General features: G+C 53.3%; 19 protein-coding genes. 9 read left to right on the top strand and 10 right to left on the bottom strand.

Annotated elements, in window-relative coordinates; genetic code table 11:
* Nucleotides 1-9: 9 nt before the first annotated feature.
* Complete coding sequence (gene flgB, locus AC27K1_RS01690; RefSeq protein ID WP_487147817.1) at nucleotides 10-396, bottom strand: flagellar basal body rod protein FlgB; 387 nt, start codon at nucleotides 394-396, stop codon at nucleotides 10-12.
* 279 nt (nucleotides 397-675) lie between these two features.
* Between flgB and flgA the strand changes: the two genes are divergently transcribed.
* The gene (gene flgA / locus AC27K1_RS01685; RefSeq protein WP_487147816.1) at nucleotides 676-1,410 is read left to right on the top strand and encodes a flagellar basal body P-ring formation chaperone FlgA; all 735 of its coding nucleotides are present in this window, start codon (nucleotides 676-678) and stop codon (nucleotides 1,408-1,410) included.
* Here the strand turns inward: flgA and AC27K1_RS01680 are convergent, their stop codons facing one another.
* The 9 genes from AC27K1_RS01680 to AC27K1_RS01640 form a co-directional block, all read right to left on the bottom strand.
* Entirely contained in the window at nucleotides 1,411-2,391 is a 981-nt protein-coding gene (locus AC27K1_RS01680; protein WP_487147815.1) for a flagellar motor protein MotB, read from the bottom strand.
* A 19-nt stretch (nucleotides 2,392-2,410) separates the two neighbouring features.
* Nucleotides 2,411-3,265 (bottom strand): flagellar motor stator protein MotA, encoded by an 855-nt coding sequence (motA, locus tag AC27K1_RS01675; protein ID WP_487147813.1) that lies wholly within the window; start codon nucleotides 3,263-3,265, stop codon nucleotides 2,411-2,413.
* Between the two features lie 4 nt (nucleotides 3,266-3,269).
* On the bottom strand, nucleotides 3,270-4,028 hold the full coding sequence (locus AC27K1_RS01670) for a sigma-70 family RNA polymerase sigma factor (protein WP_487147811.1): 759 nt from the start codon (nucleotides 4,026-4,028) through the stop codon (nucleotides 3,270-3,272).
* A gap of 19 nt (nucleotides 4,029-4,047) precedes the next feature.
* Complete coding sequence (locus tag AC27K1_RS01665) at nucleotides 4,048-4,551, bottom strand: flagellar basal body-associated FliL family protein (RefSeq protein WP_487147809.1); 504 nt, start codon at nucleotides 4,549-4,551, stop codon at nucleotides 4,048-4,050.
* Nucleotides 4,552-4,597: 46 nt separating this feature from the next.
* On the bottom strand, nucleotides 4,598-5,875 hold the full coding sequence (locus tag AC27K1_RS01660) for a flagellar hook-length control protein FliK (RefSeq protein ID WP_487147808.1): 1,278 nt from the start codon (nucleotides 5,873-5,875) through the stop codon (nucleotides 4,598-4,600).
* Nucleotides 5,876-5,898: 23 nt separating this feature from the next.
* Nucleotides 5,899-6,216, bottom strand: coding sequence for a hypothetical protein (locus tag AC27K1_RS01655; RefSeq protein WP_487147806.1), 318 nt, complete (start codon nucleotides 6,214-6,216; stop codon nucleotides 5,899-5,901).
* Nucleotides 6,197-6,613, bottom strand: a complete 417-nt coding sequence (gene fliS / locus AC27K1_RS01650) for a flagellar export chaperone FliS (protein ID WP_487147805.1) — start codon at nucleotides 6,611-6,613, stop codon at nucleotides 6,197-6,199. The genes AC27K1_RS01655 and fliS overlap by 20 nt, the downstream gene beginning before the upstream one ends.
* Before the next feature lie 40 nt (nucleotides 6,614-6,653).
* Complete coding sequence (fliD, locus tag AC27K1_RS01645; protein ID WP_487147803.1) at nucleotides 6,654-8,030, bottom strand: flagellar filament capping protein FliD; 1,377 nt, start codon at nucleotides 8,028-8,030, stop codon at nucleotides 6,654-6,656.
* A gap of 100 nt (nucleotides 8,031-8,130) precedes the next feature.
* A complete protein-coding gene (locus AC27K1_RS01640) occupies nucleotides 8,131-9,276 on the bottom strand; it encodes a flagellin (RefSeq protein ID WP_487147802.1) in 1,146 nt (381 codons plus the stop codon).
* A gap of 357 nt (nucleotides 9,277-9,633) precedes the next feature.
* On the opposite strand from AC27K1_RS01640, the gene fliQ reads away from it, so the two are divergent.
* From fliQ to fliP, 8 genes are all read left to right on the top strand, one after another.
* Nucleotides 9,634-9,903 carry a flagellar biosynthesis protein FliQ gene (gene fliQ / locus AC27K1_RS01635; RefSeq protein WP_487147801.1) on the top strand — a complete coding sequence of 90 codons (270 nt, stop codon included), beginning with the start codon at nucleotides 9,634-9,636 and terminating at the stop codon, nucleotides 9,901-9,903.
* A gap of 1 nt (nucleotide 9,904) precedes the next feature.
* Complete coding sequence (gene fliR / locus AC27K1_RS01630) at nucleotides 9,905-10,681, top strand: flagellar biosynthetic protein FliR (protein WP_487147800.1); 777 nt, start codon at nucleotides 9,905-9,907, stop codon at nucleotides 10,679-10,681.
* Nucleotides 10,681-11,853 (top strand): flagellar biosynthesis protein FlhB, encoded by a 1,173-nt coding sequence (flhB, locus tag AC27K1_RS01625; RefSeq protein WP_487147798.1) that lies wholly within the window; start codon nucleotides 10,681-10,683, stop codon nucleotides 11,851-11,853. Before fliR ends, flhB begins: the two co-directional genes overlap by 1 nt.
* Nucleotides 11,854-11,870: 17 nt before the next feature.
* Nucleotides 11,871-13,985 carry a flagellar biosynthesis protein FlhA gene (flhA, locus tag AC27K1_RS01620; RefSeq protein ID WP_487147796.1) on the top strand — a complete coding sequence of 705 codons (2,115 nt, stop codon included), beginning with the start codon at nucleotides 11,871-11,873 and terminating at the stop codon, nucleotides 13,983-13,985.
* A gap of 94 nt (nucleotides 13,986-14,079) precedes the next feature.
* A complete protein-coding gene (locus AC27K1_RS01615; RefSeq protein WP_487147795.1) occupies nucleotides 14,080-15,048 on the top strand; it encodes a flagellar motor switch protein FliM in 969 nt (322 codons plus the stop codon).
* A 47-nt stretch (nucleotides 15,049-15,095) separates the two neighbouring features.
* A complete protein-coding gene (gene fliN / locus AC27K1_RS01610; RefSeq protein WP_487147794.1) occupies nucleotides 15,096-15,506 on the top strand; it encodes a flagellar motor switch protein FliN in 411 nt (136 codons plus the stop codon).
* A 5-nt stretch (nucleotides 15,507-15,511) separates the two neighbouring features.
* The gene (locus AC27K1_RS01605) at nucleotides 15,512-15,943 is read left to right on the top strand and encodes a FliO/MopB family protein (protein WP_487147792.1); all 432 of its coding nucleotides are present in this window, start codon (nucleotides 15,512-15,514) and stop codon (nucleotides 15,941-15,943) included.
* Nucleotides 15,944-15,984: 41 nt separating this feature from the next.
* Nucleotides 15,985-16,692, top strand: coding sequence for a flagellar type III secretion system pore protein FliP (gene fliP / locus AC27K1_RS01600; protein WP_487147987.1), 708 nt, complete (start codon nucleotides 15,985-15,987; stop codon nucleotides 16,690-16,692).
* The last annotated feature ends 392 nt before the right edge of the window (nucleotides 16,693-17,084 follow it).

Here is a 17,084-nt window from a genome sequence, read left to right as displayed (position 1 = left end):
ACCTCCCTGTCAGCGCCCGTTAACTGCCCTGTCGAGGCCTTTGAATTTCATGTTGAGAAACGTGAAGCTGGTCTGGAAATCCAGCGTATTGCGGGCAAAAGCCGCCTGCTCAACCCCAAGTTCAACGGTATTACCGTCCGCTGTTTGTTGGTTGGGAATGCGATACATGGCCATACCTTCAGCCGACTGTGACGGCAGACCCATGTGTTGTTTGTCTGATGAAGACAGTCCGACGGTGTTTTCCAACACCGGATCAAAGGCAAAAACCGCATCCTTTGCCTTGAACCCGGGTGTATCCACATTCGCCAGGTTGCTGGCAAGCACCGTGCTGCGTTGTATTCTGAATTGCAGTGCCTGCGGATGAACCCCAAGCCCTTTGTCAAAGCTGATTCCCATGAAGACGTCCTGTCTTTTATTGTTATGGCATCAAGTATCTATTGGTTTGCCAGAAGCGTGCCAACCTGACAATCGAACACAGAAATCGCGTTGCGTTCGTTTACGATTTCCCCACCAGGTCGGAGATAAAGCCCTTCCCGTTATTTGAGGAACGAACTTGCAGATACCGCGCTGTCAGATATCTTGAAAAGATGGGCCGGATTTTCCGGAATGCATTTTCCGCCTGATCCGGTAAAGCGGAATCGCCTTTCCGGTCAGTGCCGGTACGAGGGACAGTGTATGAAAACATCGGTTAAGGCTCTGCCATTAATGACCGCCCTTATCCTGATGGATCCCTCCGCACTCCACGCAGAAACGAATCCCTCTGAAACGGATACGGCCTCACAGATTGTGGATGCCGCAACAACCGCCCTCATGGAAAAAACAGCCGCCTACATCCGTGACCCTGCCACCAGTCTGCAGCAGGTGACTGTCACACCGCCGAATGTGGAAACGCTGGGAGCCTGCCTGCATAGCCCTGACATTATTATTCCCGGCCAGAATCGCCTGCTGGTTGGCAATATCACGGTCAAGGCCGTGTGCCGGGAACCCCGCTGGTCCATCCATGCCAAGGCCAATATCCGCATAGAACTGCCAGTGGTAAAAAGCGCCCGCACTATCGACCGCGACCAGATCATCCGAACCGATGACCTGACCATTCAGCCGGTCAGCTTAAACCAGATAAGAGGACGCTATTTTGCTCATAAACAGGAACTTACCGGGCAAATGGCCAGCCGACGCATCACACCGGCACAGATCGTGCGACCGGATATGGTCGAACCGCCCAGGGTCATCCGGAAAAATGATGGTGTGGTGATTGAAGCCCGCATCAACGGTGTCACGGTCTCCATGAAAGGCATGGCACTCGAAGGCGGCGCCATTGATGACACCATTCAGGTGAGAAACAGCTCTTCGGGCAAGGTGGTCAACGCGAGAGTCATCGCTTCAGGGAAAGTCGCCACGGTCATTCCCTGACTATTCTTCTGTTGTCTCCTCACTGAGAGGGGGAGGCCGCAGTTCTTCCGGCAAGTTGTTGGCGTCAGTCTCCTCCTTGATATCCTCCATCGTTTCTTCTGATATCGGAGACTCTTTTTCCTGGCCATCCTTGTCGATCGGCGAGAATAGCCTGCCCAGCTTCTTTTCTGCCTCAGGGTTCAGCAATAGCAACTCAATGCGCCGGTTGGAGCCCGACTCGGGATTGCCGGGCTGGATTGGCCTGTGATCCGACATTGCCGACACCATCATGAACCGCTCGTCGGGAATGCCACCATAGGCCAGGGTTCGCTGAGCCGCCTGTGCCCGGGCGCCAGACAGTTTCCAGTTACCGTAATAATGGTTTTCGGAAAAAGACGCCGCATCCGTATGACCGCTCACCAGAATCTTGTTCTCAGTCTTGCCTAATACCTGGGCCATCATCAGCAGGAGATCTTCATAGTACGGTGTCAGCCGGCTGCTGCCCCGGCGAAACATATTTTTGTCCTCAAAATCGAGGATCACCAGTCTCAAGCCTTCCGGCAGAACTTCCATATAGACCGGATCCTCCTGCTGGTACTGGGTTTTCTCACTGCCCAACAGCATCCGGAGATCACCCATAACATCATCAAAACTCAGTTTTTCCCCCCGGGGGGATGGCTGGGTGTCACCAATAACATCAGGCCCGGCACGTCCCTGCAGGCTGGGACCCTTGCTAGTGATATCCTTCACCGTGCTGGGAGAACCACTGAGCTTGATCGGGTGAGGTGAACCGGAATGCCGGAAGGCGCCGGGGTCCTTGAAGTAAGCCGTGATGTTCTCTAGCTGTTCCTCGTCAGTCACGCTGAGCAGCCAGAGCACCATGAACAGCGCCATCATGGCCAGGGCCAGGTCGGCCATCGCCACTTTCCAGGAACCGCCATGAGCGCCACCACCTCCCTTGATGACCTTCTTGACGATGACCACTTTTCCCTTGGATGACACGGCAATAATTCCCTTTCACTCAGCCTTCGTTAACCACTTTTTCCATCTCGAAAAACGTGGGCTTAACGTCATGGAACAGGGTGCCGCGACCGGCGTCCACCGCCAGGACCGGCGGCATGCCGTTACGGTAACTGCTCAGGCAGACCTTGACGCACTCAAGCGCCTTGATTTCATAACTGACGGAATAGCCAATCGCTTTGGAGATGGGTCCGACAAACCCATAGCCGCACAGTACCCCCAGGAAGGTTCCCACCAGGGCCGCCGCGATGTGGTTGCCGATTTCCGCGGCGGGACCGTCCAGCGATCCCATGGTGATAACGATCCCCAGTATCGCCGCCACGATCCCGAAACCGGGCAACGATTCAGCCACTTCGTGCAGGGCATGCCCCGGATGCTCGGCTTCATCGGCAAAGGTTTTGAGCCCTTCATCCATCAGGGCGTCAAAGTCATGGGGTTCCAGGTTATCGGCCAGCGAAAGGCGGATATAGTCACAGATGTAATGCACAATGGCATGCTTGCTCTGGATGGTGGGAAACTTGGAAAACAGCGCGCTTTTTTCCGGATCTTCAATATGTTCTTCCAGCGCTTTTTTGCCGCCGGGTTTACGGGCGGTTTTGAACAGGTCGTGCATGAGGTGCAGCAGGCTCATAAAAAGCTCGGGGTTATACCCTGACCCGGTGAATACATACTTGGCATGACGACCGGTATCCTTGACCACATGCATGGGGTTTGCCAGCACAAAGGCGCCGAACGCCGCTCCCCCGATGATCAACACCTCGAAAGGCTGCCAGAGTGTTCTCAAGTTGCCGTGGGACAGCACATAACCGAGACACACCGAAATGATAACCGTCAACATCCCTATAATCTTGGACATAGTTTCAGTGACTCCGCCACGATTCCATATAGCTTCTGAGTTTCAACACGCCCTGTCGGTGCAGCTGACAGACCCTCGATTCCGTGATCTCCAGGATCAGGGCAATCTCTTTCATGTTCATTTCGTGTACGTAATAAAGGTTCAGCAGTTGCTGTTCCCGTTCGGGCATCTGCCCGATGGCGTCGGCCAGCGCCTTGCCGCAGCTGGCCTTGAGAAAATCGGAGTCAACCGGTGCATCTTCCCTGCCGGGCTCACTGCTTTCTTCCAGCGCATCCAGGCTGAGCAGACGAGCACCATGGGTGTTCATCAACATGTGCTGGTAATCCTGTAATGCCATCCCCAGCTCTTCGGCAATATCCCGGTCCGTCGCTGGACGCCCCAGCCTGGCTTCCACTGCCGTAATAGCCCGGGTGATCTTCTGGCTCTCCTCACGAATGCGCCGGGGTCGCCAGTCGCCCTCCCGCACCAGGTCCACCATTGCACCCCGTATTCGTGGACGGGCAAAGTACTCAAACGCCACATTGGTGCTCTGGTCATAACGCCCCGCCGCTTCAAGGAGCCCGACCACTCCGGACTGGATCAGATCCTCCACCGGCGTGCTGTTACCGAGAGAACCCGCCAGATGATAGGCAATCTTCCTGACCAGCCCCATATGCCTGCGCACCAGTTCATTGACACCGGATTCCTGAATATTCCGGTATTTGTTGACGGCCTCGGACTGATCCTCTGCTTTCATCGGCGGTTCACCGTCATCGCTGCTCACCGTGGCGTCCTTACTCCCGTTACTGGATCACCAGGTTGGTTATGATAATGTCGTCAATACCCGGGTCTTCGATGCCCTGCTCCTCGAACAGCTTGTTCAGACTGCTCAGCGCATGTTCTCCGATCTTGTCCGGCGCCTCGGGCTGAATCACATCGGTGTACGGCAATCCACTGAGCACCTCGATCAGCCGGTGACGAACCATCGGGCTGTAATCCACCAGAATTTCGCGGTATTTTTCATCAATGATTTTTATCGACAACTCAATCTGCATATACCGTGCGCGACGGTCGCCGGTCAGAGAGAGAACAAACGGACTCAGGGGATAAAAAATCGGTTTGGCCGGAGGCTGTTTTTCGGCCGCCACGGGTTCTGCCGACGCAGAGGCATTCTTCTGCATCATGAAAAACGCTGCCGCTCCGCCACCAATGCCCACCAGCATCAGCACAATCAGGATGATCAGTAATAAATTGGTCGATTTACCGGAAGAACTCTCCTGTTCCTTGCCGGCTTCTTCTTCACTCATGAAGTGTCCCCTAACCCACTTGTTCTATTAGTGATTTTTCCGGCTCTCAGGCAAACACATCCAGGAGTCCGGAGGAGTACTGCTGCACGGTCACAGGCAATACCCCCTCATCACCGGAAACATCGGCGGAAAACAAGGGAACTGAAGCGGCAGGCCCATACTCATGGGCAGGATGACGGGGGTCTCGACCCTGGTCGGTGGAAACATCCACACTGACCAGGTTCAATTGCTGACTTTCCAGATGCTGGCGCAGCCGGTCAGTCTGCTGAATGATCAGCTCTCGCAGCCCGGGCTGGCTGGCTGTGAACTGCACGGATACCTGATCGCCATCCACAGCCAGCGCAATTTTCAGGTGACCGAGCTCCGGGGGGTCCATGCGAATCTGGGCCTGTTGCAGATCACGGTTAATCATCACAATGATACGGTCACCCAACTGTCCGGGGCCGGCTGGTTCCAGCTGAGCCCTGGCGGTAACAGGCTTTTCAACAACGGTTGGCGAGGCTGGCGCCTCCGGGGCGGTCACTGCCCGCTCTGTGACCGATCCTGCTGCGGTGACCGCTGTTTCTACAGGACGCACCTGTATGGATGTCTCTGGCAACGTTGCCGATGTTGCCCTCCCCAGTCCCTGTTCAAGCTCTACTATTCCTTCGGGAAGCTGGACCGAGGGTGCTGTACGTGAGGGGTCTGGCATCAAGGGTAAGGTGTCAGCCTCTGGCGCCCCTTGAGACACAGTGGCAACCTGTTGCTCACCTTGCAATAGCGGCTTGTGTAACTTCGCCGCCGTTATTGCGTTGGTACCGGGCAACATCACGTCATCAGCGACTTCACCCGCGACCAGAGCAGGATCAGCCTGAACCAGAGGCTTATTTGCTGTCGCCTGCTGTTGGGAAAGGATTTCAGATATCAACGCCGGGAGACGTTCTGGTGACCCAGGAAGTTCAGTAACAGGCGTCTGGCCCGACTCTCCCGGGTTTACTGCTGCCATGACATCAGGTAATGCCTGTGCCAGCTGCGCCTGCCCGCTCTCAGGCTGCAGTAATGCCGGAAGCATTGACAACTCACCCGGCGCAGCTTGCCGCTGTGTCAGAACTGGCGTCGTTTCAGGCAAAACTGTGGCCTGTGGCGATAAATCCGTCGCGAGCTGGAACTCACCGGATGCCAGACTGGCTTCAGCGGACATCATCCGGCTGAACAGGTCTGCAAACGTCAGCGTTTGTGTAGAGGATTCAGTACCATTGACTGCCACCGGTGGCGTCTGCGGCTGCAGTGGCACCGGCATACTGATCGGCAGAAGGCTACTGTCCGTTACTGTCGAACCTTCCATGACAACTTAGCGCCCGATTTTCCCTAATTCATGGCCCGGGTGGCCTGGTAAGACGAAATCGCCACCTTGTTATCCCGGACATTGCACAATTCGTCCCTGATCCGCCGCTTCCCGACAGCGCTTTCAGACACAATCCTGCGGTATAACTGTTCCAGCGCACGCAGCGCTTCCAGCACAGTGCCTGCGGGCGTTCCGCAAAAGCCCTGCTCCGCCAGCGCCCTGGCGCGGGGTTCTATTGTTTTCAGCGCGATCCAGTCCGATGCCTGCCAGGCGGTCGCCAACTCATCCCTTACGGCGTCCAGCGCCCGCGCCAGTTCAGCATCACTGCGCGGCTGTTGCATCACTGTCACCGGTCTTGCCTTCAATGGAGTCCCAGGCCACCTTGATCTCCAGCATGAGGCGCTGCACTTCTTCCACCTTCTCCATGGAGCATTCCTGGTTGGCGGCGATCAACTGCCGGACGCAGTAGTTGTACAGCGCCCGGAGATTGCCAGCCAGCTCACCGCCTTTCTCCTCGTCGATGGCCTCATCCAGCGCCAGCAGGATTTCAATGGCATGGGTAATGGCCTGGCCTTTTTCGTTGAGCTGCTTCCTTTCGAGAAACCCCCGGGCTTTCTGCAGCGACATCATCAGGTTGGCAAACAGCAGCTGGATCAGCCGATGTGGATCAGCGGTCAGAGCCTGGGCCTGGTTCTGCGCGGCGCGGTACGCGTTCAGTCCTGCCGTATCATTCGGCATGGAGGTCTCCTCCTTGTGGCAACAGTTTTACAGCATTGTCCTAGTTATTATTGTTGTTATTTATGTTATTCAGATTGTTCAGTGCGGTTGTCAGGTAACTGGCTGTACTGTTGAACTGGCCCATGGCCTCTTCCATGGCCAGGAACTGCGCCTGCCAGTAACTTTCTACCTTTTCCATCTGGGCATCGAGATCAAGGAAGGCGGTATCAATATCCACAAGCCCTTCCTCAAGCCTATCCATACGCTGCTTGATCAGACCGGTTGAGCTGTCATAGTTGTCCAGGGTTTCGGATAAGGCGGCGGTCAATCCGGTCTCACCGGTAAAAAAGTCATGCAGCTTGTCAAAATTGCTGGAAACGGCACTGGTAAACTTGCTTTCGTCAATTTCCAGGGTTCCCTGCTGGGTAGTGATAATGCCCAGTTGCCCGAGGCTGAAATCATCGTTGCCAACGGTATAGGTTTCGCCCATTGAACTGCGCAGAATACCCGAGAGAATGCGCACCTGGGCATCGCCATTGAGTGCGGCGGCGCCCTCTTCTTCCGAATAACTGGTCAGATTGTTGGAGGTGATAACCAGCCCATTGTAGGCCGCGACAAAATTCCGGATGGCATTCCCGGCGGCGGACTCATCCTGGCTGATCGTGACCGACACAGGATTCGCATTCACTTCCCTGAGCGTCAGGGTAACGCCATCAATCAGGTCTTCCAGGGTATTGTCGCTGCTGGTGACCTGGATGCTGTCTGGATTGGCAGGGTCCCCGATCGTCACTTGTGCATCTGCCGCGGCCTGGAGGTCATTCAGCCCTGTGGTCAGGGTTTGATCCCCGCCGCCAATCGTCAAGCCGGAAATATCCACTGTCACCGTATTGGCGACGCCGGTGTCATCACCGGTAATCAGCAGACGCTGATCGCTGCCTGAATTGATGAGAGAGGCGGTAATACCGGGATTGTCATCGGCATTGTTAATGGCGTCGCGAATGCCCGACAGCGTGTTATTGCTGCTGTCCAGGGTCAGGTCCAGATCCTGGCCTGCCATGGAAAGGGTCAGCGTTCCGGTACCAAACGTATCCGCGGCGTCAAACCCGGCAGTCGCCATCTGGTGATTGGTCGCCAGGGCCGTGACCGTGAAGGAGTAATGGCCGGTGGCGGCCGAGTCGGAAGCGGTCGCGGTCAGAACATCGGCATTACTGACAGACGTCTGGCGCTGCATCAGCGTGGTGGTGTCTGAAAGGTTATTGACGACGCTGTCAAACGCATTCAGGGAACCCTGCAGCTGTCCCAGCGCTGACAGTTCAAAGGTATCGACATTTCTCTGGCGTATCAGCTGGGCCTCTTTCGGCGCACGCTGAACCTGTACCAGGTTATTGATCAGGGACTGGGTATCCAGCCCTGAATTGATGCCATTAAGGGTAAACATGGCCTTCCCTGACCTCTGACGTCAAAATACCGCACTCATAAAAAAACTATAGGCAAGAGAATATTTCCCCTGCCTATAGAGTTGTCGACCGGATCGAATTTTACTGAAGCAGTGACAGTACACTCTGTGTCTGGGCGTTAGCCTGGGACAACATGGCTGTACCGGCCTGCTGCATCACCTGGTATTTCGCCAGGTTCGCTGTTTCCACCGCAAAGTCCGTATCCATGATCCGGCTCCTGGAAGCCGAAACGTTTTCACGGATGTTGCTCAGGTTGGAGATCGTGGTGCTCAGACGGTTCTGGACCGCACCCAGATCCGCACGCTGGTTATCCACATCCGCCAGGGCGCCGTCGATGAGCGCCACGGCTTTCTGGGCGCCTTCAGCGGTTGAGATATCCAGGTCTGCCACGTTTTCCGCAGCACTGGCGGCGAACGTCTGGGCAGAACCGGCCGCCGTACCAATATCAGAACCCCCGTCAGCGATGGTGCCGACGGAGTCTGCAGCGACAACATGAATGCTATCGCCATCCGTAAAGATGGTCAGACCACTGGTGGCAGCATTACCCGACGCACTGGCTCTCAGGCCGGTAACGATATCATCCAGCGTATCGCCCGCTGCCACAGTGTGGCTTACCGCGACCGCAGCCCCGGCTCCGCCGGCATCCGCGTCATAGTCCAGGTCTACCACCTCGGTCGCTGCAAAGTTGGTTGCATCAATCTTGGTTGTGTGACGAATACCAAGATCTTCAGCACCGGAAGCCTCCAGCGTGATACCCAGGATTTCGCCGGCATTCGCGCCGATCTGGAATTGCTGGGTGCCATAAGAGCCATCCAGAAGTACCTGTCCACCGAAGGTGGTTGTGTCAGAAATCCGGGTCAATTCATCCTGAAGGGCTGTGACCTCTTTCTGCAGGGCAGCGCGGTCAGCGGCGGAGTTGGAACCGTTGGCTGACTGCAGGGAGAGTTCCCGAACCCGCTGGAGGATGTTGGTGGATTCCTGAAGCGCACCTTCTGCAGTCTGCGCCAGGGAGATCCCGTTGTTGGCGTTGCTGATGGCGACGGTCAGTCCCCGGGCCTGTGAATTCAAACGGTTGGATATCTGCAGACCCGCTGCATCGTCCGCCGCACTGTTGATTTTCAGACCGGAGGACAGGCGCTGCATCGCCGTCTTCAGGCCATCCGATGTCGCCATCAGGTTTCGCTGGGCGTTCATCGAATACACGTTGGTATTTACTGTAAAGCTCATGTGTCTATGTCTCCATCTAATGGACTTACTTCCGATGGACTGCTCCCACAAGAAAGCAGCTTTGTCCCCCAGACCGCTTTTCACGGCCCGTCACTTATCTACTCGGAAAAAAAATCCGGAAACTTAAATGGCTCGAAGATATTTTTTTATTTTTAAAATCAGTCAGTTAAAACGTCAGACAAATGACTTTTCCTGCCATTTTTCCGATAAACATTTGTTCACTGTCATTTAATGGTGGTCTTTTCTACATTGAATAAATGGGAATGCGATAAAAAGGCGGCCTTATGTCAGCAATCGAAATAAACAACATTTACCGCCTATATAAAGGAAGCAACAAGAGATCAGGAAGGTCTTCACATGACACCGGAAATGGTTGTTGACCTGTTCAGGGATGCGCTTTACCAGATCGTGATTTTCGTTTCGGTCATTATTCTGCCCAGCCTGCTGGTCGGATTGCTGGTGAGTATTTTCCAGGCCGCGACACAGATTAATGAACAAACCCTGAGCTTTCTTCCCCGTCTGCTGGTGACCCTGATCACCGTCGCCCTGGGCGGCCACTGGCTGCTGCGGGAGTTCATGGAATTGTTTCGACGGTTTTATGACATTATTCCGGAGATGATCTTCTGACATGGAACTGACCACGGCACAGATTACCGCCTGGCTCGGCCAGTTTCTCTGGCCGCTGTTCCGTATTGGCGCGCTGCTCATGGTCATGCCGCTGATTGGCTCAGCCATGGTGCCGATGCGTATTCGGTTGGTTCTGGCACTGTCCATTACGTTTCTGATTGCACCACTTCTACCTTCAATGCCCATGGTAGAACCCTTGTCGGGCGACAGTCTTCGTATTCTGCTGCAACAACTATTAATTGGCTTCATGGGCGGAATGTTGTTACACATCTATTACGCTATTTTTGCCATGACCGGCCAAATGGTGTCGCTGCAGATGGGTCTTGGTATGGCCATGATGTACGACCCCATCAATGGCGTCAGCATCCCGATTATCGGCCAGGTCTTCCAGATACTCACCAGCCTGATGTTCCTTGCCATGAATGGCCACCTGGTGGTTATCAATGTACTGGTTCACAGCTTTGAAACCCTGCCGGTTGCCCCGATCGGCGCAGGCATGCTGGATCTCAACACCCTGACCTACCAGATGGGCTGGGCCACGGGCGCCGCCCTGATCATTGCCCTGCCCGCCATCACTGCGATGCTGTTGGTGAATATTGCTTTTGGTGTCATGAACCGGGCAGCACCTCAGCTCAATGTTTTCTCTCTCGGTTTTCCCATGAGCATGATGGCCGGTGTACTGGTCCTCATGATCACGATTTCAGGCATCGCCGGACTCTATCTTGAGCTCACCGGTGAGGCGCTCGAAGCGCTCGACATTCTTCTGCGAGGTGGCTGATGGCAGAGAATGAAGACAACGGTCAGGAACGTACCGAAGAGCCCTCGGAGAAACGCCTCAAAGACGCGCGCGACAAAGGCGAAGCGCCCCGCTCACGAGAACTGGTCACCGTCGGATTATTCCTGGGGAGCTGTGTCGGGCTGCTGGTTTTCAGTGAACTGATCAGTGAGCGCTTTCTGGCAGTATTTTCCGAGAACTTGTCTGTTGACCGCGCCAGTCTGCTGGATACCGGCGCCATGTCTTCCCGGTTGAAAGACAGCTTCATCACGATATTCGGCACCCTGCTGCCGGTTTTTGGTCTGATGCTGCTGGCCATCATTGCCAGTTCACTCGGACTGGGTGGGTGGTTATTCTCCGCCAAACCCTTACAGCCACAACTCTCAAGACTGAGCATCCTCAAGGGATTGAAACGGATGTTCTCGCGCCGTTCACTGGTTGAACTCATTAAATCCATTCTCAAGGTGGTGCTGGTGACCGGGGCACTCTGGCTGATCATCTCGAATGTCATGAAAGATGTTTTGACGTTGAGTATGAAACCGGTCGCCATGGCAATCCGGGAAAGTTTGGGTATCGTGACCTGGAGCCTGCTGGGCTTTGCCGCCGCACTGGCGGTTATTGCCATCATTGACGTCCCCTTCCAGGTCAGCGAACACCGCCGCAAGCTGAAAATGACCCGGCAGGAACTGAAAGATGAAAGCAAGGAAACGGAAGGACGACCAGAAGTCAAAAGTCGTGTACGCGACCTGCAACAGGAAGTGGCCACTCGCCGTATGATGCAGGAAGTACCTGAAGCCGATGTCATCATCACCAACCCGACCCATTTTGCCGTCGCGTTGAAATACGACAAGAAACGTTCAGATGCCCCCTTCGTCGTGGCCAAGGGGGTTGATGATATCGCCCAGACTATTATTGAGGCGGCTCAGCTTCACAAACGCCCCATTGTCCGCACGCCGGCTCTGACCCGTGCCATTTATTTCACAACAAAGATTAATCAGGAAGTAGCTTCGGATCTTTACCAGGCTGTCGCCCAGATTCTTGCGTATGTCTATCGCCTGCGGGAATTCAAGGCGGGTCGGGGACAGGAGCCGACACCATTACCGGACAACTTTGACTTACCTGAACATTTCCAGCAATACGCCAACCGGGGAGTGTCCGGTGGAGAAAACGACTAAAGGACTGACGCATTACCATGGACAAGGGATTAGGTAATCTTCTGACGCCACAGGAGCTGCTGAAGCTTGGCAAGGCACAAATCGCCATCCCGTTAGCGGTGCTGGTGCTGATGGCAATGGTCACACTACCAGTGCCGCCTATTCTGCTGGATATGCTGTTTACGTTTAACATTGCGTTATCATTGCTGGTATTGCTGGTCAGTATTTATGCCTTAAGGCCACTGGACTTTGCTGTTTTTCCCACCATTCTGCTCGTCGCCACACTCATGCGACTGGCGCTCAACGTGGCATCCACACGGGTCGTTTTGCTGAAAGGGCACCAGGGCGGTGATGCTGCCGGGAAAGTGATCCAGTCATTTGGTGAAGTGGTTGTTGGCAACAATTACGTGGTCGGTATGGTGGTGTTTGCCATTCTGGTCATTATTAACTTTGTGGTTGTCACAAAAGGCGCCGGACGTATATCGGAAGTATCCGCCCGTTTCACGTTGGATGCATTGCCCGGTAAACAGATGGCGATTGACGCTGACCTCAACGCCGGCCTCATTGATCAGAAGCAGGCACTGGAACGCCGCAGCCAGGTGACCCGGGAAGCTGACTTCTACGGTTCCATGGACGGTGCCAGTAAGTTCGTTCGTGGTGACGCCATGGCAGGTTTGCTGATTCTTGCCATCAACATTATCGGTGGAATATTAATCGGTACCCTGAAACACGATCTCAGTTTCGGGGATGCATTTACCATCTTTGCCTTGCTGACCATTGGTGATGGTCTGGTGGCACAAATTCCTTCCCTGTTACTCTCAACGGCTGCGGCAATTATTGTTACCCGTGTCTCTGAATCTGCCGATGTCGGAGAGCAGATCAGTGAACAGCTTTTTTCATCCCCTCGCGCGTTGTCTGTAACCGCGATAATCCTGATAACCATTGGACTGGTGCCCGGCATGCCACACCTGGCCTTTGTCGGACTGGGACTGGCTGTCGGCGGTATTGCTTACTGGTTATACCGACAACACCTGTCGGATGATGACGATGAGAAAAAACCGGAGATTGAACCTGCCGAACAGCCTGATACCAGTGACCAGCCGCTGTCCTGGGATGACGTACCCGCTGTAGACCCGCTCGGTCTTGAAGTTGGCTATCGACTGATTCCCATGGTTGATAAACAACAAGGCGGGCAAATGCTCAACCAGATTAAAGGGATTCGAAAAACGCTTTCCGCCAAGCTTGGCTTTCTTGTACCCAGCGTGCATATCCGGGATAACCTGTCGCTCAAGGCCAATACATACAACATCACCCTGATGGGTGTCAGTGTGGCGGAAGGTGAAGTGGAGGCTGATAAGTTTCTGGCAATCAATCCCGGCCAGGTCTACGGCGATTTGGAAGGAAGAGTCGTCAAAGATCCTGCTTACGGGTTGGATGCCGTCTGGATCACCAGTGAAATGCAGGATCAGGGGGTCAGCCTTGGGTACACCGTCGTCGATGCCTCAACGGTGGTTGCTACACATATCAGCAAGGTGGTTGAAGAACATGCCTATGAATTGCTCGGGCATGATGAAACAGAACAGTTGATTGAAAAGCTGACCCAGCTTTCTCCGAAACTTTCAGAAGAACTCACACCCAAAAAATTATCAGTCAGTCAGCTGCAGCGCGTACTCAAAGAACTGTTGATGGACAAAGTCCAGATCTCTGACTTACGCACCATCGCCAACACATTGGTTGAAAATGCCGATCAGACGACAGATGCACTGTTACTGGCCAGCAAAGTGCGTGAAGCCTTGAAACGCAGCATCGTTCAGAATCTGCTTGGAACAGGGACTGAACTTCCCGTGGTCACCCTGGATGAAAAACTGGAACAGCTCTTATTGAATGCTCACCAACAGGCACAGCAATCAGGGCAATACGCACCGGATGCCATTCCCCTGGAACCTAATTTGAACACCCAGTTACAAAGCAACCTTCCGGAAATAACACGACAATTACAGTCTGAAGGACGTCAACCTATCATGATTGTTTCACCCGTTTTGCGCCCCATGCTGGCCAAATATGCGCGCGTCTGTACCAATGGTTTAAACGTGTTGTCGTTTAATGAAATACCGGATAACAGAGAAATCCTCATTGTCGGGAAGGTAGGCTAATATTGTTAGATACTGGTGATCGATTTATAGTCAGTTTATTCAGGTAGTCAGACTGCATAAAACAAAGACGGTTCATCGCGTCGCAGGAGGCACCGTGAAAACCTCGAAGTCCAGGGAAGCACTTGAACAGCTCAGGAATATTGATTGGGACAGCAAACGGATTCAGACAGACTCCGACTTTGCTGATATCAAACATTTCGATCTCACTAATCCTGATTACAAAATTCTGGACATGCAGCCGACACTGGAAGTGTTGTATCGGCGCTTTGCCCAGCAGCTTCGTTTCAGCCTTTACAATCTGTTTCGTCATAAAGCGGAAGTGACTTTTGGTTCCGTCGTTTCCATGAAATTCGGCACTTATTCGCTTGATACCAAAGAAGCAGCCAGCCTTCATGCCTTCAAGGTAACCACGTTGAAATTTAATGGATTCGTCAAAATTGACCGATCCATGATCACAGCACTGATTGATCTGTTCTTTGGTGGTAGTGGTGACATCCTGAGTTCAGAGGATGAACGGGAAATGTCACCTACTGAAAAAAGGATGCTCCACCGTTTTCTGGATGCCGCCCTGGAAAACCTCCAGGAAGTCTGGGAAACCATTCTCCCGTTCAAGATTCGGGAACTGGACACCAGTTCAACACCGGTGTCGCATTTTTTCTACAACGATTCAGAGCTGATTATCATCAGCCGCTTTACCGTCAAGATTGCCGATATTGAAGGGCAGATGGAAGTGGTGCTCCCCTATCGCGCACTGGAACCGATTCGGGAAAAAATCCATTCTTACAACAACACCTCGCAGGACCCCAAGTGGAAGACCACTTTACAGGAAAACATCATGCAGGCGCCTGTCGACATGAGTGCCACACTCTGCCAGGTACCCCTGTCATTAAAGGAAGTGCTTGATCTTCAGGCGGGTGATGTCATCAAGGCAGAAATGCCCCGCCAGGTCACGGTCAAGGTAGCAGGCGTTCCCTGCCTGAAAGCATCAGTCTGTACCATAGACAGCAACATGGCCTTAAAAATCATGCAACGAATCCGGCAGCAAAAAGAAAAAAGCGAATAAACCTCAGGCAAAGCAATTCGCCCTCAGCGACATGAGTGAGACCAAGGATGAGCGACGAAGAAAACAAGGATGAAACCACCAGCACCGAACCGGAAGGTGGCGCCAGTGATAACCCTGAGGCGAAGTCCGATACCGTCAGCGTGGAGGACATCGTCGGTGATAATGGCAGCGATGAAGGTGGCAGTGGTGATGATGCCAGACCCGACCTGGGTCTTATCCTGGATATCCCTGTCACCCTGTCACTGGAACTGGGCAGTACAACCATTAACCTGGGGGATCTGCTCAAGCTGAACAAAGGTTCCGTGGTGGCTTTGGAAAAGGAAGCATCAGAACCACTGGACGTAAAAGTCAACGGCACCCTGATTGCGTTTGCTGAAGTCGTGGTAATCAATGATCGCTATGGCATCCGGCTGATTGATGTTGTCAGCGAATCCGAACGGCTTAAGAAACTGTCCTGATAACCATGAATAATGCACGTTATCTGCTGATGCCGTTGCTTCCGTTGTTAACAGGCATGGCACAGGCAGCACAGGAAACTTCAAAAAGTGCAACCGGTTACCTGGTTCAGATTGGATTGCCGTTACTGCTGATCGTCGGAATGATTATTGGTTTCGGCTTGCTGGCTAAACGCTTCAATCTACACAGTGTAAACAACAAAGGTCCGGTAAAAGTCCTCTCATCAACACCGGTCTCCGGACAGGTTCGGCTTTGTCTCGTTGAGGCTGGGGATAAACAGCTACTGATCAGTGTGTCAAACCAACAGGCTAACTGCCTGCATGTGTTTGATTCGCCTGTTGTGAATAACACGGAAAAAGATACCAGGGATTTTGCCACCCTCTTTTCTCTCGCCATAAAACCTTCACAGCAACAAGCCAGAACAGGAGATGATCCGTGAACCGGACACTGTCCCGGCTTTATGCCTGCGTCGTATGCTTTATGGCGCTCACCCCTTTGACCGGATGGGCTGATCCCCAGGGAATGTCCGTTCTTACCGTGACAGAAAGCGGCGACAACAGGGAATACAGCGTCAGCCTGCAAGTTCTCCTGTTGATGACAGCGATCAGCTTCCTGCCGGCTGCTCTGCTGATGTTGACCAGTTTTACGCGCATCATTGTGGTTCTGGCGATTCTCCGACAAGCGTTGGGATTACAGCAAACACCACCTAACCGCGTTTTGATCGGTATGGCGCTGGCGCTGACCCTGCTGATTATGATGCCACTGTTTCAGGACATCTACGCTTCGGCGATCACACCTTATCTCGGTGAAAAGGTGACACTGCAGGAAGCAGTCAAACTGGCATCAGTACCGATTCAGAGTTTTATGCTCAATAACACACGTGAAACGGATCTGGAACAATTTCTGGCCATTGCCCGCGTGGAAAACCTGGCCAGCCCAACGGATGTCCCTTTTTCAGTACTGATTCCTTCTTTTATAACCAGTGAACTGAAAACAGCCTTTCAAATCGGCTTTATCCTGTTTATTCCCTTTCTGGTGATTGACCTGGTGGTTGCCAGCGTACTCATGGCCATGGGGATGATCATGCTGTCTCCCCAGATGATTTCTCTGCCGTTTAAGTTGATGCTGTTTGTTCTTGTGGATGGCTGGGCATTAACGATGGGAACGCTTGCCAACAGTTTTAACTGATTATTAACGCTGATTATGCCTTGTCTACACTTCAATCATTCCATGAAATTACGAATATAACCTATTCAATCTTATCGTTTTAATCACGAGCCACCACCGGTTAAAGGCTCTCAGTGAAAAACCCTCTCACCAGTCATTAAGGACCAGGCTTATTAAGAGTACACAGTAATGTCTCTGGATTCGTCAGATGATTGACTGCGAACACACTCCGCTAACAGTCGATTTCACAGCAAAAGATGCATTCAACACACGCCGTACAACTGTGAACATCCCCTTTTTCACCGTCAAATATCACTGTTGATGCTCTTCGAATTGTGGGCAGTTTTATTTGACTCTCCACAGGGTCACGAATATCCATCAGGCAGTATTCGTCAAAATAGTTTCCACTGTAC

The organism is Kistimonas ophiarachnellae, assembly GCF_057552235.1.
Note: the sequence above shows the minus strand (reverse complement) of the source record. Positions and strands in the feature narration are given on the sequence as shown.